Annotated in this window: 22 protein-coding genes and 1 rRNA gene; 16 read left to right on the top strand and 7 right to left on the bottom strand. The window is 66.8% G+C overall.

Annotated elements, in window-relative coordinates:
• Positions 1-122: 122 nt before the first annotated feature.
• From EP28_RS00110 to EP28_RS00085, 6 genes are all read left to right on the top strand, one after another.
• A complete protein-coding gene (locus tag EP28_RS00110; RefSeq protein WP_049982000.1) occupies positions 123-1,007 on the top strand; it encodes a hypothetical protein in 885 nt (294 codons plus the stop codon).
• A gap of 73 nt (positions 1,008-1,080) precedes the next feature.
• Positions 1,081-2,094, top strand: coding sequence for a glycosyltransferase family 4 protein (locus tag EP28_RS00105; protein ID WP_049981999.1), 1,014 nt, complete (start codon positions 1,081-1,083; stop codon positions 2,092-2,094).
• 130 nt (positions 2,095-2,224) lie between these two features.
• A complete protein-coding gene (locus tag EP28_RS00100; protein WP_049981998.1) occupies positions 2,225-3,313 on the top strand; it encodes a hypothetical protein in 1,089 nt (362 codons plus the stop codon).
• A gap of 177 nt (positions 3,314-3,490) precedes the next feature.
• Complete coding sequence (gene proC, locus EP28_RS00095) at positions 3,491-4,270, top strand: pyrroline-5-carboxylate reductase (protein ID WP_080506007.1); 780 nt, start codon at positions 3,491-3,493, stop codon at positions 4,268-4,270.
• The gene (gene proB / locus EP28_RS00090; RefSeq protein WP_049981996.1) at positions 4,260-5,123 is read left to right on the top strand and encodes a glutamate 5-kinase; all 864 of its coding nucleotides are present in this window, start codon (positions 4,260-4,262) and stop codon (positions 5,121-5,123) included. The genes proC and proB overlap by 11 nt, the downstream gene beginning before the upstream one ends.
• Positions 5,116-6,462: a glutamate-5-semialdehyde dehydrogenase gene (locus EP28_RS00085; protein ID WP_049981995.1), complete on the top strand. Its 1,347-nt coding sequence runs from the start codon at positions 5,116-5,118 to the stop codon at positions 6,460-6,462. Before proB ends, EP28_RS00085 begins: the two co-directional genes overlap by 8 nt.
• Positions 6,463-6,472: 10 nt before the next feature.
• On the opposite strand, the gene EP28_RS00080 is transcribed toward EP28_RS00085, so the two are convergent.
• Together EP28_RS00080 and EP28_RS14310 are read right to left on the bottom strand one after the other, a co-directional pair.
• Positions 6,473-7,525 carry a sulfite exporter TauE/SafE family protein gene (locus EP28_RS00080; protein WP_049981994.1) on the bottom strand — a complete coding sequence of 351 codons (1,053 nt, stop codon included), beginning with the start codon at positions 7,523-7,525 and terminating at the stop codon, positions 6,473-6,475.
• Positions 7,515-7,679, bottom strand: a complete 165-nt coding sequence (locus EP28_RS14310) for a DUF7512 family protein (RefSeq protein WP_196219577.1) — start codon at positions 7,677-7,679, stop codon at positions 7,515-7,517. Before EP28_RS14310 ends, EP28_RS00080 begins: the two co-directional genes overlap by 11 nt.
• Positions 7,680-8,084: 405 nt before the next feature.
• Here EP28_RS14310 and EP28_RS00075 point away from each other — a divergent pair, with 405 nt between their 5' ends.
• Both EP28_RS00075 and EP28_RS00070 read left to right on the top strand, forming a co-directional pair.
• Positions 8,085-9,923 carry a MutS-related protein gene (locus tag EP28_RS00075; protein ID WP_049981993.1) on the top strand — a complete coding sequence of 613 codons (1,839 nt, stop codon included), beginning with the start codon at positions 8,085-8,087 and terminating at the stop codon, positions 9,921-9,923.
• Positions 9,924-9,925: 2 nt separating this feature from the next.
• Positions 9,926-10,447 (top strand): DUF8009 family protein, encoded by a 522-nt coding sequence (locus EP28_RS00070; protein WP_049981992.1) that lies wholly within the window; start codon positions 9,926-9,928, stop codon positions 10,445-10,447.
• Positions 10,448-10,486: 39 nt separating this feature from the next.
• Here the strand turns inward: EP28_RS00070 and EP28_RS00065 are convergent, their stop codons facing one another.
• The gene (locus EP28_RS00065) at positions 10,487-15,238 is read right to left on the bottom strand and encodes a DUF7997 domain-containing protein (RefSeq protein WP_049981991.1); all 4,752 of its coding nucleotides are present in this window, start codon (positions 15,236-15,238) and stop codon (positions 10,487-10,489) included.
• 112 nt (positions 15,239-15,350) lie between these two features.
• On the opposite strand from EP28_RS00065, the gene malA reads away from it, so the two are divergent.
• From malA to EP28_RS00035, 6 genes are all read left to right on the top strand, one after another.
• The gene (gene malA / locus EP28_RS00060; protein ID WP_049981990.1) at positions 15,351-17,501 is read left to right on the top strand and encodes an alpha-amylase MalA; all 2,151 of its coding nucleotides are present in this window, start codon (positions 15,351-15,353) and stop codon (positions 17,499-17,501) included.
• Positions 17,502-17,594: 93 nt separating this feature from the next.
• Positions 17,595-19,085, top strand: a complete 1,491-nt coding sequence (gene malQ / locus EP28_RS00055; protein WP_049981989.1) for a 4-alpha-glucanotransferase — start codon at positions 17,595-17,597, stop codon at positions 19,083-19,085.
• Positions 19,086-19,088: 3 nt separating this feature from the next.
• Entirely contained in the window at positions 19,089-20,138 is a 1,050-nt protein-coding gene (locus tag EP28_RS00050; RefSeq protein WP_049981988.1) for a sodium:calcium antiporter, read from the top strand.
• 401 nt (positions 20,139-20,539) lie between these two features.
• Positions 20,540-21,553, top strand: coding sequence for a transcription initiation factor IIB (locus EP28_RS00045; protein ID WP_049981987.1), 1,014 nt, complete (start codon positions 20,540-20,542; stop codon positions 21,551-21,553).
• A gap of 124 nt (positions 21,554-21,677) precedes the next feature.
• A complete protein-coding gene (locus EP28_RS00040; RefSeq protein WP_049981986.1) occupies positions 21,678-21,857 on the top strand; it encodes a DUF7836 family putative zinc-binding protein in 180 nt (59 codons plus the stop codon).
• Between the two features lie 244 nt (positions 21,858-22,101).
• A complete protein-coding gene (locus tag EP28_RS00035; RefSeq protein ID WP_049981985.1) occupies positions 22,102-22,335 on the top strand; it encodes a UPF0058 family protein in 234 nt (77 codons plus the stop codon).
• A gap of 107 nt (positions 22,336-22,442) precedes the next feature.
• Here EP28_RS00035 and EP28_RS00030 read toward each other — a convergent pair whose 3' ends face one another.
• Together EP28_RS00030 and EP28_RS00025 are read right to left on the bottom strand one after the other, a co-directional pair.
• Positions 22,443-22,823: a DUF555 domain-containing protein gene (locus tag EP28_RS00030; RefSeq protein ID WP_049981984.1), complete on the bottom strand. Its 381-nt coding sequence runs from the start codon at positions 22,821-22,823 to the stop codon at positions 22,443-22,445.
• A gap of 54 nt (positions 22,824-22,877) precedes the next feature.
• Positions 22,878-23,804: a DNA-3-methyladenine glycosylase family protein gene (locus tag EP28_RS00025; protein ID WP_049981983.1), complete on the bottom strand. Its 927-nt coding sequence runs from the start codon at positions 23,802-23,804 to the stop codon at positions 22,878-22,880.
• 105 nt (positions 23,805-23,909) lie between these two features.
• Between EP28_RS00025 and EP28_RS00020 the strand changes: the two genes are divergently transcribed.
• The gene (locus tag EP28_RS00020) at positions 23,910-24,440 is read left to right on the top strand and encodes an SRPBCC family protein (RefSeq protein ID WP_049981982.1); all 531 of its coding nucleotides are present in this window, start codon (positions 23,910-23,912) and stop codon (positions 24,438-24,440) included.
• Here the strand turns inward: EP28_RS00020 and EP28_RS00015 are convergent.
• Positions 24,433-26,025 carry a sensor histidine kinase gene (locus EP28_RS00015; protein WP_049981981.1) on the bottom strand — a complete coding sequence of 531 codons (1,593 nt, stop codon included), beginning with the start codon at positions 26,023-26,025 and terminating at the stop codon, positions 24,433-24,435. The two genes, EP28_RS00020 and EP28_RS00015, sit on opposite strands and share 8 nt — an antisense overlap.
• Positions 26,026-26,183: 158 nt before the next feature.
• Between EP28_RS00015 and EP28_RS00010 the strand changes: the two genes are divergently transcribed.
• Positions 26,184-26,474, top strand: a complete 291-nt coding sequence (locus EP28_RS00010) for a DUF8124 family protein (RefSeq protein WP_049981980.1) — start codon at positions 26,184-26,186, stop codon at positions 26,472-26,474.
• A gap of 150 nt (positions 26,475-26,624) precedes the next feature.
• Here EP28_RS00010 and rrf read toward each other — a convergent pair.
• Positions 26,625-26,746: ribosomal RNA gene (gene rrf, locus EP28_RS00005) — 5S ribosomal RNA — on the bottom strand.
• Positions 26,747-26,970 lie beyond the last annotated feature (224 nt).

Here is a 26,970-nt window from a genome sequence, read left to right as displayed (position 1 = left end):
CTCCTGTGGCGCTATCGGACTTGAAACGTCTGGTCGCGGGCGGGCAGAGTCAGGGGTGGACGGGAGTCGAGCGCCCGTACCAATAAGAATACAACCGTCGGCCGGATACGGGCGCACGACCTATGGAAGACCAGCGGTTCCTCGAGTCGGAGTGGGATTACTGTCTGGTCCTCGACGCGTGTCGCTACGACGTGTTCGAGGACGTGTACGACGAGTACCTCGACGGCGACTTGGAGAAGCGCTGGAGCGTCGGCTCGTCGACGCCGGAGTGGGCCTACCGGACGTTCACGGGCGATCACGACATCGCCTACTTCTCTGGGAACCCCTTCATCAACGACCTTGGAATCCCCCTGAACGAGCTGAAGTGGGGGGCAAGCTGCGACTACGCGTGGACCGCCTCCGAACACATCAGCGACATCCACGACGTCTGGAAGACCGGCTGGGACGAGGACCTCGGCACGGTCCCGCCCGACGGCCTCGCCGAAGCGTTCCACGATAATCAGGCGGCCGTCGAGGCCGCAGACCGAACCGTCCTCCACTACATGCAGCCGCACGCGCCGTACCTCTCGCGCGGGAAGGGACAGAAGCTCAAACAGATCCAGAAGGGGATCAAACGGCAGGAAGAGGAGTCGGCAGACGACGACGCCGCCCGAGACGGAGGGGGCGGAGCCGACGGCGGCCTGCTCTCCTCGCTCAGCGACTCGATCCGCCCGAAGATCGAGAGCCGGCTGGACGACAACGAGTTCGCCCAGAAGGCCGGCCTCTGGCTGGAACTCGACCCCGCCGACCTCGTGAAAGACGGCACCCGCGTCACCGCACTACGGCTGTACGAGGAGAACCTCCGGATCGCACTCGAATCCGTGGCCGAACTCGTCGAGGAACTCGACGGCACCGTCGTCGTGACGGCCGATCACGGCGAGGCGTTCGGCGAGGAGGGCGTGTGGGAACACCACATCGAGACGCACATCCCGCCGCTGATGGAGGTCCCGTGGCTGGAAGTCGAGTGAGCGAGGGCGACCGGGACGGCCGCGCGGTCGGCCGTGCCGCTGCGACGGCCGCGCGAACGGCCGTGACGCCGCGATGAGAGTCAGCCACTACTTCGAGTTCGGAGACCGGATCACGGGCGGCATCGCGGAGTCCGTCGCCCACCAGCGGACGATGCTCGACCGCGTCGGGATCGACTATACCACGGAACCGACGCTCGACGCAGACGTGCTCCACTGCAACCTGATGGGTCCCCGGTCGGTGTGGTACGCGAAGCGCGCGCGCGACCGCGGCGTGCCGGTGGTCGCCCACACGCACGTCACCGCGGAGGACTTCGGCGACAGCTTCCGGTTTACCAACGCGCTCGCGAAGCCGCTCAAGCCGTATCTCAGCCGCGCGTACGGGCTCGCGGACGCGCTCGTCTGCCCCTCCGAATACAACGAGAACGTGATAGCCGACTACACTGACGCGCCGACGACCGTGATCTCGAACGGCGTCGACCGCGAGAAGCTCGACGGGTTCGAGTCGCTGGAGGCGGAGTACCGCGACCGATACGACCTCGATCCGCCGACCGTGTTTCTGGTGGGCCACGTGATCAAACGGAAGGGGTTAGAGACGTTCGTCGACCTCGCCCGCGAACTTCCCGACATCGACTTCGCGTGGTTCGGTCCCCTCGATCTGTCGCTGAAGGGGCGTGAGACCACGCGGCTCATCGAGGAATCGCCGGAGAACTGCACGTTCACCGGATACATCGACGACGTCCGGGGGGCGTTCGCCGCGGGCGACGTGTTCTTGTTCCCCACCCACGAGGAGAACGAGGGGATCGCGCTTTTGGAGGCGATGACCGCCGGGAAAGCCGTCGTCGTCCGCGACATCGAGACGTTCGAGTGGCTCGACGACGGCGAGGACTGTCTGAAGGTCTCGGCGACCGGCACCGGGGAGGGGACGGACGCAGACGGCGAGATCGGTGCGTTCGCCGACGCCCTCCGCCGGCTCCGCGATCCCGACCTCCGCGAGCGGCTGGGGGCGAACGCGGCGGCTCGCAGCGAGGCGTTCTCGCTCGATTCGATCGCCGAGCGGTACCGGTCGCTGTACGAGCGGGTGGCGTGACAGCGTGTCGACGGAACGGGCCCGCTTGAATTCTCAACAGCAGAGCTAGTTAGCTCAGCGAGACTAGAGTGTCGACATCCTGACCCTGAGAGAGGTCATTTTTATAATTCCGGGTGTTTGACACCACGCCATGGGTGAGATGGAGACGTATCGAGATCGGCTGCTCATCGAGATCATTGCTGAGAAACTTTACTTCGGGAGGCTGTCAGACGCACTCCCCGGGCGAGATATCTATCCGCCATATCTGTTTGTTATCGTCGGACTGTTCATCGAGTATGGGTTGTTCGACGTGTACAATCACCTGATTTCGGGCAAAAGCTCGTTTCTCGCGCAGCCGAACACCCTCGCAATTCCGGCGATGACGGTCCTCGGGGTGGTAGGGCTTCGGTACATCCATGACAGCTACGTCACTGCCATGGTCAATCTCGGTGTCGACGACGATCACGTTGATCTCGATGAAGCACTACGGAGAGAATTTGAGGGGCTCGTCTCACTGCGAGTGCGAGTTGCAGGATACGTCGCCACGCTCGTCGTGTACTACGCTTTCGTCGCGGTCGTTCTCGGAATTCCACAGCTCATCGAAATTAGCGGCATCGGCTTGGTTCTGTACGCTCAGACGGTCACGTTTCCCCTTATCATCATCCCGATTCTGTTCGAGCTCGGAATCTCCTACATCGGTATTCATCTCATCATTCCTCGACGGCTCGCTGCAGCCGATTTCGGACTGTTCTTTTATGACCCTCGAAATCTGGGAGGATTTGAACCGATAGGCGAACTCCTCAAGCGCTCCTATTACATTTACACGGCGATTTTGCTACTGTGGTTTCTTCAAACACACACGCCCGTCATCCTCTCACAATTCGTGTCATCGCCGTATCCCGCGCCGGGACCGATCTTTCAGACGGCGCTTTCGGCTGTTTGGATCGCCGGCGTGGTGACGATCGTCTACTCGATGAGCAAGACGCACTCCATTATGAAGCGGAAAAAAGAGGAGAAGATCCGATCCTTGGAAGAAGAACTCAAGCGGGTGGTGAACGATCCGTACGACGCTACCCTCTTCAATATCGAAGATAGGGAACGGTATGAGGAGGTCCAAGAGACGATTTCGCACGTCAAAGACACCAGAACGTACCCGACGACGTTCGCAATGTGGTCGCAGATTTTCATTAGTGTCCTGCTCCCCCAAGCGTTGAATATGGTCGTTCAACTTCCCGGATGAGGTCGGGCTTCGCTGTAAGTCTCCCGCCACGAGGTCGTACGTGTGGGACACTCTCCGTGCCGTTCACGACACAACGTCTCGGTAGAGAATAGCGTCCGAGTGTTGTAACGAGACCACGGCAGCCGCTTCTCCGAAACCGCAGTTGGTATGAGCCTGAACCTGCTCTCTACAGGCAACATGACACGCGTAAGCGTTATCGGCTGTGGCAACATGGGGGGTGCCCTCCTGCGCGGGCTCGCCCGGACCGACGGCTATCACCTGACCGCGATCGACCTCGATCCCGAGGCGCGCGCGAGCGTCGCGGACGCGGTCGATGAGACGACGGACGACGTCGACGCGGGCACGGCAGACGCCGACATCGTCGTCTTGGCGGTGAAACCCGACATCGCCGAGCCGGTGCTCGCCGACCTCGACCTCGACGCGAACCAGCAGCTCGTGACACTGGCCGCGGGACTCCCCCGCGAGTTCGTGGCCGAGCGGACGGCGGCGACCGTGGTTCGGATCATGCCCAACCTCGCGGCCGAGACCGGCGACATGGCCGCGGCGGCGACGACGGACGGACTCACGGACGAGATCAGAGACCTGCTGGACGCCGTCGGCGAGTTCGTCGAGGTGGACGAGTCGCTGATGGACATCGCGACGGCGGTCAACGGGAGCGGTCCCGCGTTCGCGTTCTACCTCATCGACGCGATGAAACAGGGCGGGATCGACGGCGGGCTCGACCCGGAGCAGGCCGAGACGCTCGCCGCACAGACGTTCAAGGGGGCCGCGGAGACGGTCCTCCGCGACGACCGGAGCGTGGACGAGCTGATCGACGCGGTCTGCTCGCCCAACGGGACGACCATCGAAGGGATGGAGGTGCTCTGGGACAGCGACGCCGACGCGGCGGTCGCAGACGCCGTAGCGGCGGCCGAAGAGCGCTCGAAGGAACTGGCGGAGGCGTTCGATGACGAGTGAGACGGCGGTGGCGGCGGTCGATCCCGCCGACGTCGAGCGCGCCCGTAAGGCGGCGGCGTCGGCCGACCGCGTCGTGGTGAAGGCGGGGACCAACTCTCTGACCGACGAGGATTCGAAGCTCGACCGGGTCAAGCTCGACAAGCTGGTCGCCGACGTGATGGACTTGCGGCGCGAGGGAAAGGAGGTCGTCCTCGTCTCCTCGGGCGCGGTTGGGGCCGGTATCGGCCACCTCGAACAGACGCATCTCGACCGCGACACCGACGAGATAGAGGAGAGTCAGGCGCTCTCGACGGTCGGACAGAGCCTGCTGATGCGTCACTACACGCAGAGCTTCGACCGGTACGACCAGACGGTCGCACAGATTCTGGTGACGGGCAAGGACCTCGACAGCCCCGAGCGGCTACGAAACGTCCGGAACACGGTCGAGACGCTGCTGGAGTGGGGCGTCGTTCCCGTGATAAACGAGAACGACGCGGTGGCGACGGACGAGCTGCGAATCGGCGACAACGACATGCTGTCGGCGTCGGTCGCACTCGCGCTCGACGTCGACTTACTCGTCACGCTGACCGACGTGGCCGGCGTGTACACCGGGAACCCGAAGCGCGACGCCGACGCGTCAGTGATCGAGGCCGTGGGGTCGAACTACGACGACGTGCGAGCCATCATCGGCGACAGCACGACCACCGACTTCGGCGGAATTCAGACGAAAGTGGAGGGCGCGCGGGACGTCGCAGAGAGCGGTCGGCCGGCGATCATCGCCGGGTCGGCCGAGCCGGACGTCTTGGCGCGGATCGCAGCCGGTAAATCCGCGGGCACGCTATTCGTCCCATCCACTGGTGAGACAAATGAGTGACACGACAGCGGTCGAGCGCGACACCGACGAACTGGTTCGAGACTCCCAGCGCGCCGCGTTGCGTCTCGCGAACGTCGACGAGGCGACGCGGAACGAGGCGCTCCGGTCGATCGCCGACGCGCTCCGCGAGGAGGAGGCGGCGATCCTCGACGCCAACGCCCGCGACGTGTCCGCCGCCGAGGATCTCCTGGCGCAAGGGGAGTACACGCAGGCGCTCGTCGACCGGCTGAAGCTCGACGCGGCGAAGGTCGAGGATATCGCGGGGATGGTCGAGTCGGTCGCCGAACAGGACGACCCGCTCGGGCGAACGCTCGCGGCCCGCGAGCTCGACGAGGGACTCGACCTGTATCGGGTGTCGGTCCCGCTCGGCGTCGTGGCCACGGTGTTCGAGTCGCGGCCGGACGCGCTGGTCCAGATCGCGGCGCTGGCGCTGAAATCCGGCAACGCGGTCATCCTCAAGGGCGGGAGCGAGGCGAGCGAGTCGAACCGCGTCCTCCACCGGGTGATAGAGGAGGCGACCGCGGGGATAGCCGACATCCCCGACGGCTGGGCCGGACTCGTCGAGGCACACGAGGAGGTCGATCGCCTCCTCGAACTCGACGACCAGATCGACCTCGTGATGCCGCGGGGCTCCTCCGAGTTCGTCTCGTACATCCAAGACACCACGCAGATCCCGGTGCTCGGTCACACGGAGGGTATCTGTCACGTCTACGTCGACGAGGCGGCGAATCTGGAGATGGCAGAAGACGTCGCCTTCGACGCGAAGGTCCAGTACCCGGCGGTGTGTAACGCGGTCGAGACGCTCCTCGTGAACGAGTCGGTCGCGGCCGAGTTCCTCCCCGGCCTCGTCGAGCGGTACGAGGACGCGGGCGTCGAACTCCGCGGCGACGACACGGTTCGGGAGATAGTCGACGTCGGGGCGGCGACCGCAGACGACTGGGACACCGAGTACGGCGACCTCGAACTGTCGATCGCCGTCGTCGACGACGTGTACGAGGCGATAGACCACGTCAACGCGCACGGCTCGAAACACACGGAGTCGATAGTCACCGCGGACGACGCGGCCGCCGAGGCGTTCATGACCGGGATCGACGCCGCGAGCGTGTTCCACAACGCCTCGACGCGGTTCGCCGACGGCTACCGGTACGGGCTCGGCGCGGAGGTCGGCATCTCGACCGGGAAGGTCCACGCGCGCGGTCCGGTCGGGCTGGAGGGACTGACGACGTACAAGTACTACCTCGAAGGCGACGGTCACCTCGTGGCGAGCTACAGCGGCGAGGACGCGCTTCCGTACACGCACCGCGAACTCGACGCGGAGTGGACGCCGGGCGAGAACTAGCGATCGGAGATCAGTCGGTCGTCGCGGTCGCGCGGCCGCGGGTCGACCGCAGCGTCCGGAGCGTGCTGAAGACGATCGCGCCGGCCACGGCGACCGCGGCTCCGATGACGAGGAACAGGCCGACCGTCTCCAACAGTTCGTTGCCGAGGTACGACCCCACTTCGCCGATACCGACGGCGATGGAGCCGGCGAGCAGCATCCCGCCGAAGTACACCTTGATGTCGTCGGCGTTGACGACGGCGGTCGCGGCGGAGCCGATGCGCGCGCCGAGCGCGCTCCCGAACAGGAGCGGCGCGACGATGCTCAGCTCTACGCCGCCGCTCTGGCCGTAGAGGTAGCTGCCGATACCGCCGGAGAACACGATCTCGAAGAGGTCGGTCCCGACGGCGACGGGAGTCGGAACGCCGATCGCGTAGATCATCGCCGGCATCCGGATGAAGCCGCCGCCGACGCCGAGGAACCCGGACAAGACGCCGGTCGAGAAGGCGACAGCCGTGATAACCCACAGGGAGACGCGGATGTCCCCGCGAAGCGTGACCATCGGCGGGATCCTGACCGTCTCTTGGATCCGCGTCGCGATCTCGGGGATCTCGTACTCGCTCAGATCCTTCTCATCGCCCGCGTCGTGATCGATACCGCCGCCGCTGTCGCCCGACAGGGCGTCTCGGGTGACCATGAGCCCGATACCGCCGAGTAAGAACACGTAGACCACGCTTATCACGCCGCCGGCGAGTCCGAGCGATTCGAGGTAGAACACGCTCGCGCGTCCGACTTCGATGCCGAGCGTCGTCCCGGCGATCATGATCGCGCCGAGTTTGTAGTCGACCTGCCCGAGGTCGTGGTGTTTGAGCGTCGCGATGACTGCCGTCCCGAACACGAACGCCATCCCGCTCCCGACCGCGACGGAGGCCGGATAGCCCAACATCAACAGCGCGGGCGTCACGAGGAACGACCCGCCCATCCCGAAGAACCCGAAGAGGAGACCGACGACGAGCCCGAATCCGACGAAGAGCGCGATAGTCTCGGGCGAGCCGCCGATCGTCCCGATCAGGCTACTGAGCATCGGAGTCACCCCCGACCAAGAGCTTCATCAGACGGCGGCCGACGAGACGTTCGAGGCCGGCGTAGCCGACGTATAACACGATAGCCTCTAACAGGATCGCGCCGATGAGCATGGCCGTCTCCGGGTCCCACGTCGGAACTTCGAGCCCGGGCATCAGTTCGTCCTCCGGTGACCGCGAGCGATAATTCGAGTGTTGCACATTTCTGGACGATGATTACTATCCGGTTGAACGATATAACAGTTGTGTCTGGACTGCACAATACAATATTTCGAGAACCCCACACCAACCATCTATAACGTATGCGTACGTTTTCTCGCGACGGCGCTCGACCGACGTAGCGGCGGCGAGTCGCGGGTCGTCTCGATTCGATCCGAACGTACATCAAGTAGCGTGGGGAGATACTCGACGAGAGCGGCGGCTCGGTGGTCGTCATCGTACTCGCTCGGAAAACGTGTTTGAGTGGAATAGTGGAACTGCCACACACGTATCGGCGCAGCGAGACGGCGACGACGCCCGCGGCGACGAAAGCGCAAAGACGCCGGGGCGACACCACGGGGTATGCGACTCGAGGACTACTGGGGGATCGGACCGAAGACGAGCGAGCAGCTCGCCGACTCCCTCGGTACTGAGCGGGCGATCGAGGCAATCGAGTCGGCCGACGTGCGCGCGCTCGTCGACGCCGGACTCCACCGCGGCCGTGCGACCCGGATCCTCCGCCGGGCGAACGGCGAGGCCGGGATGAACGTGCTCGCGACGAGCGACACGCGTTCCGTGTACGACGACCTCCTCGCGTTGGCGGCCGGCGAGGCGTTGACTGCGCACGCAGCTGACCGAATTCGTGTGCTGACGCCGCTCTCAGACCGTGACGCCGTGGAGACGCGCCTCGACGACGTCACGGCCGCACGCGAGACGTGGGCCGGACTCGACGACGGTGCGCGCGAGCGCGTCGTCGCGGCCTTCGACGCGTACGACGAGGCGAGGGGAGGGGACCGCGCCGCGGTCGAGACGGCGATCGCCTTGCGGGAGGAAGCGGTTACATCCGGACCCTTCGCGGCGATCGGCGCGCTCGACGGCGAGACGCTTCGCGACGCGGCCGACGCGCTCGCCGACGTTCGCGGCGCGATCGACCCCGACCCGGACGCCGACATCGACGTGGCTCGCGGCGCTGACGACGAACTGGACCGGCGGCGCGAGCAGCTCTCGGGCGCGCGCGACCTGTCGGACGCCGCGTTCGACGTGTTGGAATCGGTCAGAGACGGCTCCCTGCGAGACTTCGAGGCCCTGCAGTCGGCGACGATCGACCACGTCGCCGCGGAGACCGGCGTCGACAGGGCACGGGTGCGGGCGGCCGCGCCCGACGACGCGCTCGACGCCGCCGACTTCGTCTCCGCCACGCTCCGCGACCTCGAAGCGGAGTTGGAGGCGGCCGTCGAGGAGCGCGAGGCGACCGTGGCCGCCGACATCCGAGCGCGGATCGGCGTGGAGAAGACAGACGACAGCGGAGACGCAAACGACGGCGAGCGCGGCAGCAGCGCGAGCGACGTGTCCCGCGCGGCCGCGGCGGTAGCGGACGCCGCGTTCCTGCTGTCGCTCGGGCGGTTCGCGGCCGACCGGGACCTCGTTCGGCCGCGGCTCGTCGACGACGGGATCGCGGTCAGAAATGCTCGTAGCCTCTTCGTCTCCGGAGACGTTCAGCCGGTGTCGTACGGGGTCGGGCCTCACTCGCTCGCGGACGGCGCGGGCGTCGCGGCGACAGACGCGCCGCCGAGCGGCGACCGGGTGAGCGTACTCACAGGGGCGAACTCCGGCGGAAAGACGACGCTGCTTGAAACCCTGTGTGCGGTCGCACTGCTCGCGTCGATGGGACTCCCGGTGCCGGCGGACGCGGCCGAAGTAGGCCCGTTCGACCGGATCGTCTTCCACCGGCGGCACGCCTCGTTTAACGCCGGCGTGCTGGAGTCGACGCTGAAGTCCGTGGTCCCGCCGCTCGTCGAGGACGGACGGACGCTCATGCTTGTCGACGAGTTCGAGGCGATCACGGAGCCGGGCCGCGCCGCCGACCTGCTGAACGGCCTCGTCACGCTCACCGTCGACCGCGGCGCGCTCGGCGTGTACGTGACGCACCTCGCGGACGATCTCAGTCCGCTGCCCGAGGCCGCCCGAATCGACGGGATCTTCGCGGAGGGGCTCACCGGCGACCTCGAGTTGCGCGTCGATTACCAGCCGCGGTTCGGCACCGTCGGGAAGTCGACGCCGGAGTTCATCGTTTCGCGGCTCGTCGCGAACGCGAGCGACCGGGGAGTCCGCGCGGGGTTCGAACACCTCGCCGGTGCCGTCGGTGAGGAGGCGGTCCAGCGAACCCTCTCGGACGCCGAGTGGTCGGCGGGCGACGAGTGATCATGACTGACGACGCTTCGGATCCGACCCGAATCCGATCGATCGCGGTCCACCGAGAGGACGTGGCAAACGCCTTGGAGGCGACGCTCCGGACCGACCGCGAGGTCGTCTTGCGGGTGACGCCGCCCTTTTCGGGACGAATGCGGGCTCGGCTGCACGCCGCGGACGCGTCGGGAGCAACGGCCGCGGGAGCGGCGGCCGAACCGGAGGGATCGACCGCCGAACCGGGAGCGATCCACGTCGACCCGCGAGAGCTGGTCGAAGACGTCCCGACGTATCCGGAGGTCGACGAGACGGCGGCGGAGCATCCGGACGCCGACGTGGAGACGCGCCGGCGACGCCACGGCAAAGCAGTCGAGGCGTGGCGCGAGCGCGTCCGCGAGTCGCTCACCGACGCGGTGACGCTCGACGTCGGCCGCGGAGGCGGGAGCAGTGAGGGCGAGGCCGGCGGAAGCGAGGCCGGCGGAGGCGGAGACAATGAGGACAGACCGGACCACGAGGTCGACGTGGTCGCACTGGGATAAACGGAGGTCGATCGGCGGCGCTGATGACTGCTGGCCCGCCTACAGACGGATCCGCTCGACCGCGGTGCCGACGTCGCGAAGCCCGGCGAGGGGATGGTCGCTGTCGGCGTCAGCGATGTCGAGGTCGGCGGCCGCTTCGGTCGACGCGGCGGCGACGGTGATACCGTGCGCGTCGATGTCGGCGTCGAGGAGGACTTCGAACGATCCGTCCTGCGGGGTCGCGAGCGCCGATCCGGTCGGGGTGTGGACGGCGACCACGTCGCCGGTCGTCTCGCCGGCAATCACGAGGTCGTCCGCGACGAACTCCGCCGTTGCGTCGAGCGAGGGGCGTTCGGGCCGGTCGCGTTCGACGTAGCGGTCGCGGACCACGGACGGCGTCTCGACCGGCTCGCCGGCGTCGACACCGTGGGCGAGGCGGATGAACCCGGCCATCGACCACGCCAGCGGGGTGGCCCCCCCGGTTCCCTCGCCGAACTCCCAGCCGTAGTCGGTCGGGTGCTCGCGGTCCCACACCTGTTCGGGGAGCATTCGGCCGGAGTTGCCGAACCCGGCCATCGTCTCCAAGAGCGCGTCGGGTTCGAGTGCGTCCTCGTCCGTGCCCCCGAACCCGTCCGGTCCGTCGGCGCGAGCGCGGAGTTCGTACTCGCCGCGCTCGCCGGTGAATATCGGCCACAGGCGGCCGCGACCGTCGCCGGTTCCGGCCCACGGCGCGCCCGGGTCGCCGGTCGCTATCTCGCCGTACGCATCGCCGACGTAGCGGTACCACGCGGGGCCGTGCGGCGTGTCGACCCGGATCGAGTCGTCGGCGACGGATACGGAGTTTCGGACGGTGTCGTCGTCCGCCGGCTTGATACCGAGCCGGACGAGTTCGAGGAAGCCGCCGTCGACTATCTCCCGCTCGTCGTACGTCGGTCCGTCGTTGGCGATCGTTCGCGGTCGCCCCGCCTCGGGGTCGCCGTCAGCCGTGATCCTGACGTAGTACGGGGTCTCCGCGTGCCGCTCTGTCCCCGTCGCGGTCGCGCACCACTCCTCGACGCGGTCGGTCCAGTCGTCGGCGAGCGCGAGCCACGCGAGCGCGTCGGCGCGAAGCGCGTCGGGATCGAGGAGGTCGCCCGCGTCCGCGACCCGTCCGTGCGCGTCCCGACGGTCGGCCTCCGCGAGCGCCAACGCGGCCCCGCAGACGAGGCCGGCTATCTCGGCGGCGATGCTGGACGGAGAGAATCCCGCCTCCTCCTCCCAGCGTTCCTGCGCCGTCTCGGGGCCGTTGACCGCGATGTACCCGAGCGACCGACGGACGTGGTCGTACGTGTAGTCGGCGTCGGCGAACTCGACGCCGTGTTCGTGGAGCTGCCACGCCATCACGGAGGGGAACGCGATGTTGTCCATCTGCTCGCCGCCCCACCGGGTGCGCCCGTCGATGTAGGTGTTCTGCGGGAGGAACCCGTCGTCGTCCTGCTGGGTGTTATAGAGGTACGCGAGCGCGTCGGCCCCGCGGTCGACCTCGCCGACCTCGACGAGCGCCGTGAACACCTGATAGAGGTCGCGTGACCAGACGAAGTTGTAGCCGTAGCCGCGGTCTTCGGCGGCGTACTCGGTCTCGCCCCACGGTACCGACGGGCTCGCGATCCCCGCGCCGTCGTGTCGTTTGTCCTCGACGGCCGCCAGCGTCATCAGCGCGAACCGGTACTGCGTCTCCACGTCGACGTCGCCGGCGACGGAGGCGGGGAACGACCGGTCGGCGAGCCAGTCTCGCCACGTCTCCACGTAGGCGTCGCTGACCGTCTCGAACCCGCGGGAGATGGCACCCTCCGCCTCGTCAAGCGCGGCCGCGGTGTCGGCCTCCTCGGCGAATCCGAGCGCGACCGTGTCGGAGACGTCCGTGCCGCTGCCGACCAGCCCGGCCAACACGACGTTGCCGACCGCCTCCGCGATCCCCTCGCCGCGCGTTCCCTCGCCGAACAGCGCGTCGGCCTCGTGGCCGCCGGCCGCGAGCGCGCTGGCCCAGTCGAAGCGGTCCTCGCTGGCGAGCGCGAGCGCCACCTCGAACGACTCCCCGTCGTCGTCGACGAGCTTCCCCGGGTCGCGGTCGGCCGCGTCATCGTTGCGCGCGAGCAGGTGGTACCCCTCCTCGTCGCGAACCCGGTCGCCGCGGTCGTTGGTCCCGACGTTCGTGATAGTCGTGTCGACGAGGGCGTACACGTCGTACTCGCGGCTCCCCTCGAACTCCACGTCGGCGAGGATGGCGTTTCCTTCCGTGTCGACCGCGTACTCGACGGTCAGCGTCCATCGGTGGCCGTGGCCGTCTCCGGTCTCGCGGATCGTCTGCGTGTACGCGAGCGCGTCGCCGACGGTCGGTTCGGTCGTTCGCTCGACCGTCTCGGTCGCCGTCACATGGCTCGTCTCGTCGAAGGTCCGTATCGTGTACCCCGTCTCCGGGTCAGCGACGAGGAAATCGAACGTCCGCACGTTCATCACGTCGATCCGCGGGAACCGCGCCTCGGTGAGCGCCCCCTCGGTCAGCGTGTACCAGACCGGAACCGGCCGGTCGGCGTCGTGGTCGGCCGGCGTTCCGACGCCGAACTTCCGCCCCGTCGTCCAGTGCGGAGCCTCGTCCGGTCCCGTCGGACGGTCGTGCGGTACCGGGAGCGCGCCATGTGCGGCGAGCGTTACCGTCGCGTCGATCCGGAGCGCGTGCGACCACGCGAGCGGAGTCGCGCTGTCGAGAGCGCCGTCGTCGAAGGCCTGTTCGGCGAACAGCCCCGCGTCGTTGACGAACGGTCCGTCCGACTCACAGAGCGAGTACAGCTCCCTCGCGTCCGAAAAAAGCGGTCCGGCGTCGCCACCGCGGTCGGCGACGAGACCGCCGATCTCGGCCGCCGCCGTCACTCCCCACAGCGTCGCGAGCGACCACACCTTCGCCGCGCCCTGCTCTGCCGTCCGCCAGTCGTCCCCCGTGAACCTGACGAGTCCATCGACGTCCGCGGTCTCCCGGTGGAGCGCGTCGATCGTGTTCCCGACGTGCGTCTGCACGCGGTCGAGGAACCGCTCGAAGTCGGCCGTCGCGACCGCCGCGTCCGACCCGTCGGTGGGCGCGCCGTCGACCTCCGCGCGCTCGTCCCGCAGGGCCGCGTACTCGGTCGCCGCGCTCGCGAGCGCAAACGTGCTCGCGTCCGCGCGGCCGTCGCGGCCGTCGTCGCTCGCGCGCTGCGGGAAGCGTCCGGTGTCGGCGTCGAACCGCTCGTCGAGCCCGGCGAGCGCGTCGTCGGCCGCGGCCGCCGCGGCGACGCGCGTCTCGTCGTCCACCGGCGCGCGCGCGACCGCGGCGAACGCCCGGAGGTACGTCGCACCGGTGTGGGTGAACCGACCGAGCGCGTTCTCCCAGCAGTTCTGACAGCGTCGCGGAAGTCCGTCCGCTTCGGTGGTCTCGCGGAGGAACGCGACCGCGTCGGCGACGGTGGCGTCTATCCGGTCGCGCCACTCCTCGGGGAGGTCGGCCGTCCGACGGAGCCGGGCGAGGAACGCGACGACGGAGGCGGGCTGGTCGAGCTGGTCGTTCGGACCCGCGGTCCCGTTCGCACCCTCGATCCGCGCGTTCGCCCAGCCCGGAGCGACCTTCCCCGAGTCCGCCCACACCCGGTGTGGCCACGAGCCGTCGGCGTCCTGCGTGCGACAGAAGAAGGCGGCGGTCGCGAGCAGGTCCTCGTCGGCGTCGAGGCCGATCTCCTCGCTGGCGTCCAGAAGCGCCATCGACACCTCCGCCTCGTCACGGAACCAGGTGTAGCCGTAACCGCCGGACGTCGAGTAGAAAGGATCGAACTCCGGGGCGGCGATCCGCGCGCCCGACTCCGCCGCGAGGAGGTCGAGCGTGCGGAGGTCGCCCGCGACGACGTCCCGTCGCGGCACGTCGTCGGGGACGGTCGGCCCGCGTCCCGCGGCGGCCTCGCGGAGGTCACCGGCGTCCGGATAGGCGGTCGCGATGCGTGCTGTCTCGTCGATGCGGCGCTGGCGGTCGGGACCGTCCGAGAGCGCGTCCTTCGCGTCTTCGCCCGTGTCGCGTGCGTCTCGCCGGTCCACCACGGCGCGGCTGGCGAGCGTGACGCGCTCTGTGCGTCCGTCGCGCTCGAACGGCGCGCGCATGACGACGTCGGGGGTGAGCCGGGAGTCCTCGCGCTGGTCGATCTCGCCGCGGTGGGGGAACCCATCGCCGCTCTCGCCGAGCAGTTCGGGGATCGTGCGGAGGCGCTGGCCGTGCGCCGCAGAGAGCCCGGTCGAGGCGGTGAAAAAGTCGTGTTCGGTGCGGTGGTACACCTCGACGACGCTCCCGTCTTCGGGACCGGCCGACTCGTGGACGAGGTTGCCGACGCGGCCTTCGACCATGTCCGGCGCGAACGCGCAGGCGGCGACGAGTTCCGCCCCGGCGGGCGGCGCGCCGCGGAGTTCGACGTGCGTGAGGTGCGTGTCGCTGACCACGAGGTCGAACTGGTGGATCGTGTACCGCCCGGCGTCGTACTCGGTCTCGACGAGCGGCGTGTCGCCGTCGTAGTGTTGACGGGTCGTCGTGAGTTCGTCGAACCAGCGCACGCCGCGCCCGGCCGTGATCCCCATGCGGAGCCGGTCGGCTCCGCCGACTCCCGACAGGGAGTACGAACAGTCGTGGACGGTGCCGTCGGGTCCGACGTGGACCAGCCGTCCGTCGTCGCCCGTGAACGCGCCGGCGGTCGTGGGACGCTCCGCCGGGTAGCGCTCGTCGCGTCGACGTTCGTGCTCTGTGAGAGCGGTTCGCAGTCGCATGGTCACCCTGTGATACCCGCGGTAAAAGTCTTGACGACCGAGGCGGTCGATCGGAGTCTCACGGGTGTCTCGAAGAGCAACACCGAAGACCCCGGGCGTCGATGGGTGTGACATGACACGGCAGGGAGACCCCCACACGGACGCGCCACGGGTCGGCCAGCACCACCCCGGTCCCCCGCGGTTCCTCTCGACCGGCGAGACGACCGAGTTGGCTCCGCGCGATCCGGACCCGGACGCGAGCTACGCGTGGCGCATCGTCGACGCACCGCCAGACAGCGACGCGACCGTCGGCACGGAGCCGGTGACGCAGTTCACGCCGGACGTGCCCGGCCGGTACCTGCTCGGACTCGACGCGCCCGACGGCGACCACCGCCTGACCGTCCACGCGTTCGCCGCCGACTACGCGGACGTCGACGTCGCGGGCGGAAGCGGCACCGCGCTGCGCGACCGCGACGCCGACGACACCGCGGACCGCGGCTACGCCGCCCACCGGGACCGAGAGGGGGCGGGCCGCCCGCGCGTCCGGCTCGACGCGACCGTGGAAGGGAAGGACGAATCCGGAACGCGGGGCGGCGAGACCGACAGCACCGAGGTTGTCGTCCGCGCCACGCCGACGCCGAATCCGGAGTCGGCGCTCGACGCCGAGGAGCTGGCCGTGACGTTCGTCGTCGACGACCGCGACGTGGAAACCGCGGTGGCGACCGGTCGAACGAACCCGCGAGATGCGATGCGACTGACCGACGATGGGCGCGCGCTCCGCGTCGACGCCGAGGCGGTTCCGGACCGGCTTCGCGTCCACGCCGTCGCCGTCGCCCGCGCGCCGGGAGCGGACCCGCGCGTCAGCGTCGCCGACGCGGTCGCGGTCGAGCGGACGACCGCCGGGGCGTTCGACGGGGACGCGTTCGACGAGGGGGCGTTCGGGGCCGGCGAAACGCGGTTCGAGACGGTCCGGCTCAACGACCCGCCGTCGTGGGCGTCGGACGCCACCGTCTACGAAGTGTACGTCCGGACGTTCTCGGACGCGGAGGGTGGCGAGGCGTTCGACGCGCTCGCTGACCGCATCCCCGAGATCGCCGATCTCGGCGTCGACACGCTGTGGCTCACACCGGTGCTCGAACACGACGGGAAGCCGCACGGGTACAACATCACCGACTTCTTCGACACCGCCGCCGATCTGGGCGACCGCGACGACTACGAGGCGCTCGTCGAGACGGCCCACGACCACGGGATGCGCGTGCTGTTCGACTTCGTCGCCAACCATACCGCCCGCGACCACGAGTGGTTCGAGGACGCCTACCAGAACCCGGCCTCGCCGTACCGCGACCGCTACGAGTGGCAAGATTCCGGCGAGCCGGGCACCTACTTCGACTGGGAACTCATCGCGAACCTGAACCACGCGAACCTCCACGTCCGGCGGTTCCTCCTCGACGTGATAGACGAGTGGGCTCCGCTCGTCGACGGGTTCCGCTGTGACATGGCGTGGGCCGTGCCGGACGCCTTCTGGCGCGAACTCCGCGACCGCGTGAAAGACATCGACCGGGAGTTCCTGCTGATGGACGAGACGATCCCGTACATCCCCGACTTCCACGAGGGGATGTTCGACGTCCACTTCGACGCGACGCTGTACTTCCAGCTCAGACAGATCGGTCGGGGGGCGGAGCCGGCGAAAAGCGTCCTCGACGCGATCGACCAGCGCGCCGAAATCGGGTTCCCCGACCACGCCGGCTTCCTGCAGTACATCGAGAACCACGACGAGACGCGCTACCGGGTCGAGTGCGGCGACGCGGCCGCGGCCGCGGCGGGCGCGGCGACGTTCGTCCTCCCCGGCGTGCCGATGATCTACGCCGGACAGGAGATCGGACAGCGCGGGCGCAGAGACGCGATCGCGTGGGATCACGCCCGCGAGCCGGTCCGCGAGCGTTACAGACGGCTGCTCGACGTCCGCGGAGCGCACCCGGCGCTCGGACCCGACGGCGACCTCGAACGGCTGGACTACCACGTCGCGAGCGGTGACCTCGGCGAGCGGCCGATCGCCGCCAGCGGCGACGTCCATCCCGAGGACGTGGTCGCGTTCCGCCGCAGCGACGGGAACGAGTCGCTCGTCGTCGTGCTCAATTTCGCCCCAGAGCCGGCGAGCGTCGCGGTCGAGACGACCCACGCCGACCGCGACCTCGTCACGGGCGACTCGTGCGTCGTCGTCGACGGCGAGGGACGAGAGCGAATCCGCGTCGACGCGGTCGCGGTCGTTCGCGAAGCGGTGTGACGAGGGGGCCGGGACCGAGAGCGCGACGAGCGGCGACGACCGCCGTCGACCTCGGACGCAACGCTTGAGTCGGTGGGGGACACAGGGGGGCGTATGCGATTCGACCGCTCCGGCGGCGTGTTCTGTCACCTCACCTCGCTCCCGGGCGACCACGGGATCGGCGACCTCGGCGACGGCGCGAGCGCGTTCCTCTCGTTCCTCGGCGACGCCGACGTTCGCCACTGGCAGATCTGTCCGATCGGACCGACGCTCTCCGGGGCCGGAGAGTCGCCGTACCAGTCGCCGTCGGCGTTCGCCGGCAACCCGCTTTTGATCGATCTATCCGGGCTCGTCGACGACGGGTGGCTCGACGCGGCCGACCTCGAACCGGTTCCGTCGTTCCCCGACGACCGGGTCGCGTACGACGCGGTCCGTGAGTACAAGCTGCCGCTGTTACGGAGAGCGTTCGAACGGTTCGACGAGGGGGCCGGGGAGTCGGACCGCGCGGAGCTTGCGGCGTTTTGCGACCGGGAGCCGTGGCTCGACGACTACGCGCTGTTCCGCGCGATATCGTCGTCGCGCCCGGAGGATACATGGACCGAGTGGCCCGAGGGCCTTCGGACCCGCGACCCGGACGCGCTGGCCGAGGCCCGCGAGCGCCACGCCGAGGAGGTCCGGTACCGCGAGTTCGTCCAGTGGACCTTCGACCGGCAGTGGCGCGAGCTTCGCGAGGTCGCGGCGGCGGAGGGCGTCTCGATCGTCGGCGACGTGCCGATCTACGTCGCACTCGACTCCGCGGACGTGTGGGCGAACCCGGAGGCGTTCCGGCTCGACGAGAGCGGTCGGCCGACAGTGGTCGCCGGCGTCCCGCCGAACCCGGGCGACGACGGACAGCGCTGGGGGAACCCGGTGTACGACTGGGACCGGTTGGCCGAACGCGACTACGACTGGTGGATCGCGCGGTTCCGCCGGCTGTTCGACCTCGCCGACGTGGCGCGGCTCGACCACTTCCTCGGATTCGTCTCCTACTGGGCGATCCCCGCCGACAGCGACGATCCGGCCGACGGCGAGTGGCGCGACGGCCCCGGCCGCGACCTGTTCGAGACGGTCGAACGCGAACTCGGCGAGGCCCCCTTCATCGCCGAGGATCTCGGCTTCGAGGAACCGGCGATGGACGACCTGATGGCCGAGTTCGGCTTCCCCGGCATGCGCGTGCCGCAGTACGCGGACTGGTGCACCGAGGGGAACCAGTACCAGCCGATGCACTACCCCGAGGGAGTGGTCGGCTACACCTCGACACACGACACCGACACCTGGGTCGGTTACTACGACGATCTCCCCGAACAACAGCGCAACTGCTTCCGGTACAACGTCGGCGCGGACGGCGACCGGGCGGTCGAGTGGGAGATAATCGAGGAGGTGTGGCGTTCGGAAGCCGTACTCGCGATGACGACGGTCCAGGACCTGCTCGGACTCGGGAGCGACGCCCGGTTCAACGAACCCGGTACCCTCGACGGGAACTGGGAGTGGCGCGTGTCACCCGGAGCGCTCGACGACGAGATCGCAGACCGGCTGTGGGAGCTAGCCGGTAAACACGTCCGGTGATTCATGGGTGGAGCGCTCGCGGGCGGCTCGGCCCTCATTCCCGACTCGCCGCTCGCTCACGTCCTCGTCGTCGCCGCGGCGACGGCCGCGCTCTGGGTCGGAAGCGGGTGGTTAGAGGAGTCCGCCGAGGCGCTCTCGGGGTACTACGGACTGCCGGCGGTCGTGCAGGGATCGATCGTCGTCGCGATCGGCTCCAGCTTCCCGGAGCTCGTGAGCGTTCTCGTCACGGCCGCGGTCGGCGTGTTCGACATGGGCGTCGGCGCGCTCGTCGGCTCCGCCATCTTCAACATCCTCGTTATTCCGGCGCTGTCGGGACTCGGCACCGACGAGCCGCTCGAAGCCAGCCGCGCCATCGTCTACAAGGAGGCGCAGTTCTACATGATCGCCGTCTCTGCGCTCGTCGTCACCTTCGCGCTCGCGGTCATCTACTATCCGGTCTCGACAGAGCCGATCATCGGCGAACTCACGCGACCGCTCGCGGTGATCCCGCTTTCATTGTACGGGCTCTACCTGTTCATCCAGTATCAAGACGTCGGCGACGCCGCGATGGATCGGCTCCGGTCCGGGGTCGACGTCCGCCGCGAGTGGGCGAAACTCGCCGCCGGACTGCTCGTCATCGTCGTCACGGTGGAGCGGCTCGTCGCGTCGGTCGAGGCGCTCTCTGCGACGTTCGGCGTCCCGGAGTTTCTCGCCGGCATCACGGTCGTGGCCGCCGCGACGAGCCTGCCCGACGCGCTGGTGAGCGTCCGGACCGCCCGCGAGAGCAGGGGCGCGACGAGCCTCGGAAACGTCCTCGGATCGAACACGTTCGACCTGCTCGTGGCGATCCCGATCGGGGTGTTGATCGTCGGCAGCGCGGAGATCAACTTCTCCACTGCGGTCCCGATGCTCGGCGTCCTCACCGTGGCGACCGTGCTCCTTTTCGCGTTGCTCCGGACCGACCTCAGACTCACCAGCACCGAGTCGTACACGCTCTTGGTCGCGTACCTGCTGTTCGTGGGGTGGATACTCACGGAGACGGTCGGCCTGACCGACGTTCTCAGGGGGGTCTGAGAGCCCGGTCAGCGCGTCCGACCGAGAAGGACGTAGAGCACCAGCCCGAGGGTTCCCCGCGGGACGAAACCGCTGACCGAGACCCGAGCGGCCGATCCGACGGCGACGGCACCGCGCGCCTCCGCCGTCACATCCGCGTGACGCCGGGGCAGAGGGCGGCCGAAACGACTGGCAAAGACTAGCAAAGTATATATGTGTCCGTCGAACCCGGTCCGGTCTATTGGCGAAGCGATCAGACGGAGTGAATCACTATTCCGTGGTATTACCCGTCAAGCCGAAGCTTCTGTCGCGAGACTAGATAAGACTGGCGACACATTTATATAGACTCACGACTTACTGTTAGTTAACGAATCGGCGTGCCCGGCACCAGTATTTCTGTCGGGAGTTCGATCGGAGAACCCATGACAGAAACACGCACACGCAGCTACAGCGGAAACACGGAACGGGAGCGCACAGCCGACGACCGAACGGCCGACCAGGAGACGTCGGACAGCGAGACGACGCGAGCCGGCGAGCGAACGACCACCTGTCCCGAGTGCGGCGGGTCGCTCATCACCGACACGGAGCACGGAGAGACGGTCTGTGACGACTGCGGGCTCGTCGTCGAGCAGGACGGGATCGACCGAGGGCCGGAGTGGCGCGCGTTCGACGCCAGCGAGCGGGACAGCAAGTCGCGAGTCGGGGCTCCGACGACGAACATGATGCACGACAAGGGGCTCTCGACGAACATCGGCTGGCAGGACAAAGACGCCTACGGCCGGTCGCTGTCGAGTAGCCAGCGCGAGAAGATGCAGCGGCTCCGCACGTGGAACGAACGGTTCCGCACCCGCGACTCGAAAGAGCGCAATCTCAAGCAGGCGCTCGGCGAGATCGACCGCATGGCGAGCGCGCTCGGCCTCCCCGACAACGTCCGTGAAACGGCATCCGTCATCTATCGCCGCGCGCTGAGCGAGAATCTCCTTCCCGGCCGCTCCATCGAAGGAGTCGCGACCGCCGCGCTCTACGCCGCGGCTCGGCAGGTCGGGAATCCGCGGAGCCTCGACGAGTTCACCGCGGTCTCGCGGGTGGACAAGATGGAGCTCACCCGAACGTACCGATACGTGATCCGCGAACTCGGGCTGCGCGTCCAGCCCGCAGACCCGGGGAGCTACGTCCCGCGGTTCGTCTCCAAGCTCGGACTCACAGAGGAGACACAGCGTCTCGCCCGCGACCTACTCGACGGCGCGAAAGACGCGGGGATCACGAGCGGGAAGTCGCCGGTGGGCCTCGCGGCGTCTGCGGTCTACGCCGCCGCGCTGCTCTCGAACGAGAAAGTCACCCAGAGTCAGGTGTCCGCCGTCGCCGACATCTCGGAGGTTACGATTCGGAACCGGTACAAGGAGCTGCTCGAAACGAGCGAGGGAGTCGCCGCCTGAGTCGACCCCATTCGAACGTCGATACCGCGTCGCGGTTGCTCGCCGCCTCCCACCAAGCTACGGGGCTGACCGCGGACGCGATCCGCCACGCATGTTTTTAACCTGGTAGCGTGTACCACGGTTCATGGTGGACGCGTTCGTCAGACTCGTTTGTCCGGAATGTGGCAAAGAGTGGCAGGACAACCCCGCAGACCTGCAACAACTTCGCTCGAACTTTAGCTGTCCCAGTTGTCACGCCACCCGACGGTTGACGGAGTTCATGCGAACGGAACGCGATCTCGAAGCGGTCAGACAGTTCCAGTAACGGTGAGATGCGACGCGATCGACAGCGAACCGATCGTCGTCGACGTTGGTCCGTGACAGCCTCCCCGCGCTCAGCGCGAGGCTTTCGCCTCGAATGTTCCGTAATGAAGCCGCCCACCGGAACTATACCGATCGATAACGTAGAACGGGCCGTTTGTGGCCGTACAGGCGTAATATTCGAGCTACCCATGATAACGTGACTCAAGATAATAATATAAACCTCCGGTAGCAAAGGACTGGTACTCATGAAGAAGCAGGAGCTCATCCATCTTCACGGCCTCCTCGCAGAAGTACGAAAACAGTGCGAATTCTGGAACGAGGACATTGACCTCGACGCCTACGAAGAACTCGGCGTGAAGCCGACATCGATACACAAATCGAAGACTGACCACAAAGCCGCTGTTTTTAAATTGACCGACGGAATCACCGAGCCGATGGACGAATCTGAATCGGAGCCGCTGGCCCCGACCGCAGACTAACTCTTCACAGCCGACTGCAGTCGTTCGTCACCCACCGAGTGATAACAACGCTTCGCCGAGTGCGACCCGTCGCGTCATCCGGAAGCGCGAACGTAACGAGAGTTCGCTCACGTCGGGTCGTCGACTGAGTCGGAATCGCCGTCGTCGGTGCCATCGTCGATCACTTCCACGTCGATCACCGCCAGCGGAATGTTGCGAAGACGCTGACCGATCTCCTTTCTGGCGACGCGGCTCGCGTGTTCCGTACGGTCGACGTTGAACACGTCCATTCGAAGTTCGAGTGCGACGAGCGCCTCGTCGGCCGCAACGAACGCCGGCGGAAGCTCCTCACCGCTCGGTGCGTGTCGAGTTCCCGTCTCGATCTCGACGTAGTTGAGGTCCGGATTCAGCATTTTCCCGGTCTTCGATATCGCGATTCGGACCGCTTCATCGGGCGTCTCGACATCGTACACTGGAACGGCGGCCTCGACGACGACTCGACAGTCCATCACAAGTCAGCGTACCACACGAATCAGCATGAAACTTCGGCCGACGTTTCGAGGTTAGTCGCCCCCGGCCCGGAGGTAGTAGAAGACGTACGTCTGTGCGTAGCCGGCGAATTCGCCGCCGAATCGCTCGCGTATCGCACGCGACGTCTCGGCGTAGCTCCCCCGCTCACAGTCGGGATAGTACTCTTCGATAGTCGTCCGGATCCACGTATCGAGCGGCACCGCCTCCAGGAATCCGAGCGAGAACAGCAACACGCAGTCAGCGACTTTGTCTCCGACCCCGACGAACCGCGTCAGCGACTCGCGAGCCTCCTCGTACGGGAGATCCGCCGCCTCCCGCGGGTGAGCCTCGCCGGAAGCGACCATCTCCGCCGTTCGCTGGACGTAGGGGGCACGGTACCCGAGCGAGAGATCGCGGAGTTCGTCTTCCGTCCGCGAAGCGAGCTGCTCCGGCGTCGGAAACGCGTGGAACTCCTCACCGTCGAGCGTGACGGTGTCGCCGTACGTCGTGCGGAGTCGGCGCTGCATCCCGTGGATGCGTGCGACTCGCATCTGTGCCGAACAAATGAACGAGACGAGACACGGGAACGCCGGGTCGCGCGTGAGGCGCATTCCCTCATAGGCGTCGTACGCCCGATCGAGGAGCGAAAGATCCGGCGTCGACTGGCGGATCGCGTCGAGGTCGTCGTCGAGGCGAAACAGATGATACAAGAGCGGAACGGCGTCGATAGACGACTCCCAGTGAAGCGTTCCGTCGTGAACGCCACCGACCTGTCTGACTCGCAGCGGCACCCGCTCGTCGACGACATCGGGTATCGGATCGACGACCGTTTCGTACCACTCGTCTCCACCGTAGGCGTGGAGTTCGTCGTACGTGCCGCCGTCGGCGCGGTTCCAGAGATAGCTCTGACCGCTCTCGACCGTCGCCTGCAGATCGAACGGCCCGACAAGATCGGCGATGTCAACCGCACCTCGTTCCATACCATAGACACTCGCGATGCGGTCGTATCGGGGTTTCGGTAGCGGGGAACCGACCAACGGCCGACCGAAGACGGGTTTTTGTCCGAGCGGACCGTGACGTACGATATGCCGACGTATCGCCGGACGACCCGAATCCCCGCCTCCATCGATGAGGTGTGGACGTTTCACTCGACGATCGACGGACTCCGACGGCTCACCCCCGATTGGATGAACCTCGTGATCGACGGCGTCGAAGGACCCGAGGGGAACGCCGACCCAGAACTACTCGTTGAGGGATCCCGCATACGAATGTCGATCCGTCCCTTCGGAGTCGGCCCACGCCAGCGGTGGACCTCACGGATCGTCGAACGAACGCCCAACGGGGACGAGCCAGTCGGAAAGCGCGCGCAGTTCGTCGACGAGATGGACGGAGGCCCCTTTCGGACGTGGGAGCACACGCACGCGTTCTACGCGGACGGCGACCAGACGCTGCTCGTCGACACGGTCGATTACCGACTGCCGCTCGGTCTTCTCGGAGACGCCGCCGGTCCCTTCGCGAAGGTCGGTTTCGAAGGCATGTTCCGAGACAGACACCGTCGCACCGTCGACCGGTTCGAGACGACAGCCACCGCAGACGGAGGCCCCGACATCAGGTAGGCTTGACGGCAGTCGGCGTCTCGAACGAGATATCGAACACCGCACCGTCGTCGTTGGTGACATCGACGTCCCAGCCGTGGGCGTCAACAATACGAGAGACGATCGCGAGTCCGATACCGGAACTGTCCGCAGTCGAGATCCCTGAATCAAAAAGCGAGTCGCTCACGTCCGGTGACACGCCGGGACCATCGTCGGCGATATACATCCCACCGCCGTCGTCGTCTCGGGGGCCGATCTCGATCGTGACCTGTGGCCCGCCGTGTTCAACGGCATTGCGGAACACGTTCTCGAACAGCTGACGGAGCCGAAGAGGGTCGGCCTGCACGGTGCCGATTTCGTCTGCGAGCGTCAGCGTCGCGTGTGGTGCGCGGATCGAGGTCCACGCGTCTTCAGCGACCTGACAAACGGGAGTCGGTTCCGTCTCCCCGATCGTCTCACCGCGTTTCGCCAGCATGAGCAAGTTGTCCAGAAGCGTCTCCATCCGCGTGATCGCACGGTCCATCGGAGCGTGTTTCGACGCAGCGATCTCGCCGTCGATCATGTCCACGTATCCCGAAAGCACGTTGAGGGGATTTCTAAGGTCGTGAGAGACGACGGAGCTGAACTGTTCGAGCTGTTCGGTCCGTCGCCGTAGCTCCAGTCTCCGATCGTTTCGCGCGATCGTATGTGCGATCAGGCCGGCGAACGTCCGGTACAGGTCGACCTCCTCTTCGATCCAAGTGCGCCACGCATCCGTCTCCACGGAGAGAACGCCGATCAGCTCCCAATCCGCTACGAGAGGAACGTGAACGGTTGCGGGCGGTTCACCCGTGGTCTCGTTCTCCGCTCTCTCGGAGTCGTCTATCCGGGACTCGGAAGCCGACTGAGCAGACGAGTGAACCACGTTCTCGAAGGTAGACAGCCGCTCGGCCTGCGGGAATTCGTCGAGCGAGCGACTCGCGGTATCGCACCCATCGGGACACCAGACGTACCGCGGATCGAAGGTGTCGCCGTCACGGAGGTAACAGATGATGCGGTCAGCTTCGGCGTGTTCGCCGACGTTCGCCATCGTCCACGTTATCTTCGTATCGACCTCGTCCGTTCGCGTACTCATGAGCGTCGACCCGGCGTCTAACAAGACCTCACGGAGCCGATCCGCATCGTCTGCGCCAAATCGGAGCCGACCCGGCGATACCTGCTCTGCGAGTCGTTGCGCGAGCACGTCAGCGTCGCCCGCGTCTTCGGGTTCGACGTCGAGTTCCGCTTTGGTGACAACATCCGACGGATCGGCCCGAAGCGCCGACCGAAACCCGTCTGCGGTCGTCTCCTCGAGAACGACGATAACTGGAACTCCCGCAGGCGTCGCAGAGAACTTCTCTGCGACCGCGTCGTCCGCCACCGCACGACCGGTTGCGACGATCCCACACACGTCTGTCAGTGGCAACAACTCGGTGTCGTCCGCGCGTGCTCCGACCAACTCGGCCGGTCCAACGTCTCGGTAGTCCGGAACACGCGACCCACCCCACGCGGACTCGATCGCACGTCCGACGCGATCGCGTACGCCCGGATCGTCACCGACGAACGTGACGACAGAGCGTCTGTGCATGCGATATCAACCGCTCCATCCCATTTGAACCTTGAGTCAAAAATATCGCCTCCGAGAACTTGCGGCCACTGCGTCCCCGAAAACAGCACCATTTCCCGTCAAAAACCCAATCGAAACGCACCGGCGATACTTAACCCGCCGCCGACGAATTACGCGGTATGTGTGCAGACACGTTCGGCGTCGGAATCCATCTCACCGAGGCAGAACTCCAGTTCGTCGTTCACGTTCCCTCGGAGATCGACTCGGGATGGACCGATCCGGAGGCGTTTCAAACGCTCGTCGCCGACACAGTCTGGGACCAACTCGATCAAGAATCGACACTCCACGCCATCGCCGAGCGCTTCGAACCCGGCGAAACCGTCTCTCTCGGGACAGTCACGCTCGATCCAGACGGAACTGTCGTCGACCATCACCTTGACCCCCCCGAGCCGAACGACTCACCACGGTAGCGGGATCGCAGTTAAACAGCTTCACTTCGGGTACAACGCCCGTAAAAACGCGGCGCTACATGTGCGACTGATAGCTCTCTGTATAACTGTAAAAAGCCCAGCGACGCGGTGTCGCTGGGCGTGAGTGGGAGTATACTCCCGGTATGAGTGGGTAGGCGGCGAACCGCGGTTCCCAGAGGATCGCTCACTCCAGTACTTCCCGGTACGCTGGTGGGCTTAACTTCCGTGTTCGGAATGGGTACGGGTGTTCCTCCACCGCTCTGGCCGCCTTCATGCCGACTCTCGGACTCGAACCGAGACTCTCCGTGTGGAGAGACGCCTGTGTCGGGTGGTTCCGATCTTGCGATCGGCCGACCGTGTGTACGTGCGATCCAGTTACCGCCTGAACTCATGCGAGTGTGGTGTCAGTGCCGTATGATTGTGGCTTCGGTCTGTTAGTGCTCGTGGACTTAACGCCTCGTTGCCTCGGCGCGCACATCCCGAGTCTATCGAACTC

The sequence above is a fragment of the Halorubrum sp. BV1 genome (assembly GCF_000746205.1).
Taxonomy (GTDB): Archaea; Halobacteriota; Halobacteria; order Halobacteriales; family Haloferacaceae; genus Halorubrum.
This window is presented reverse-complemented; position numbering and strand designations above follow the sequence as displayed.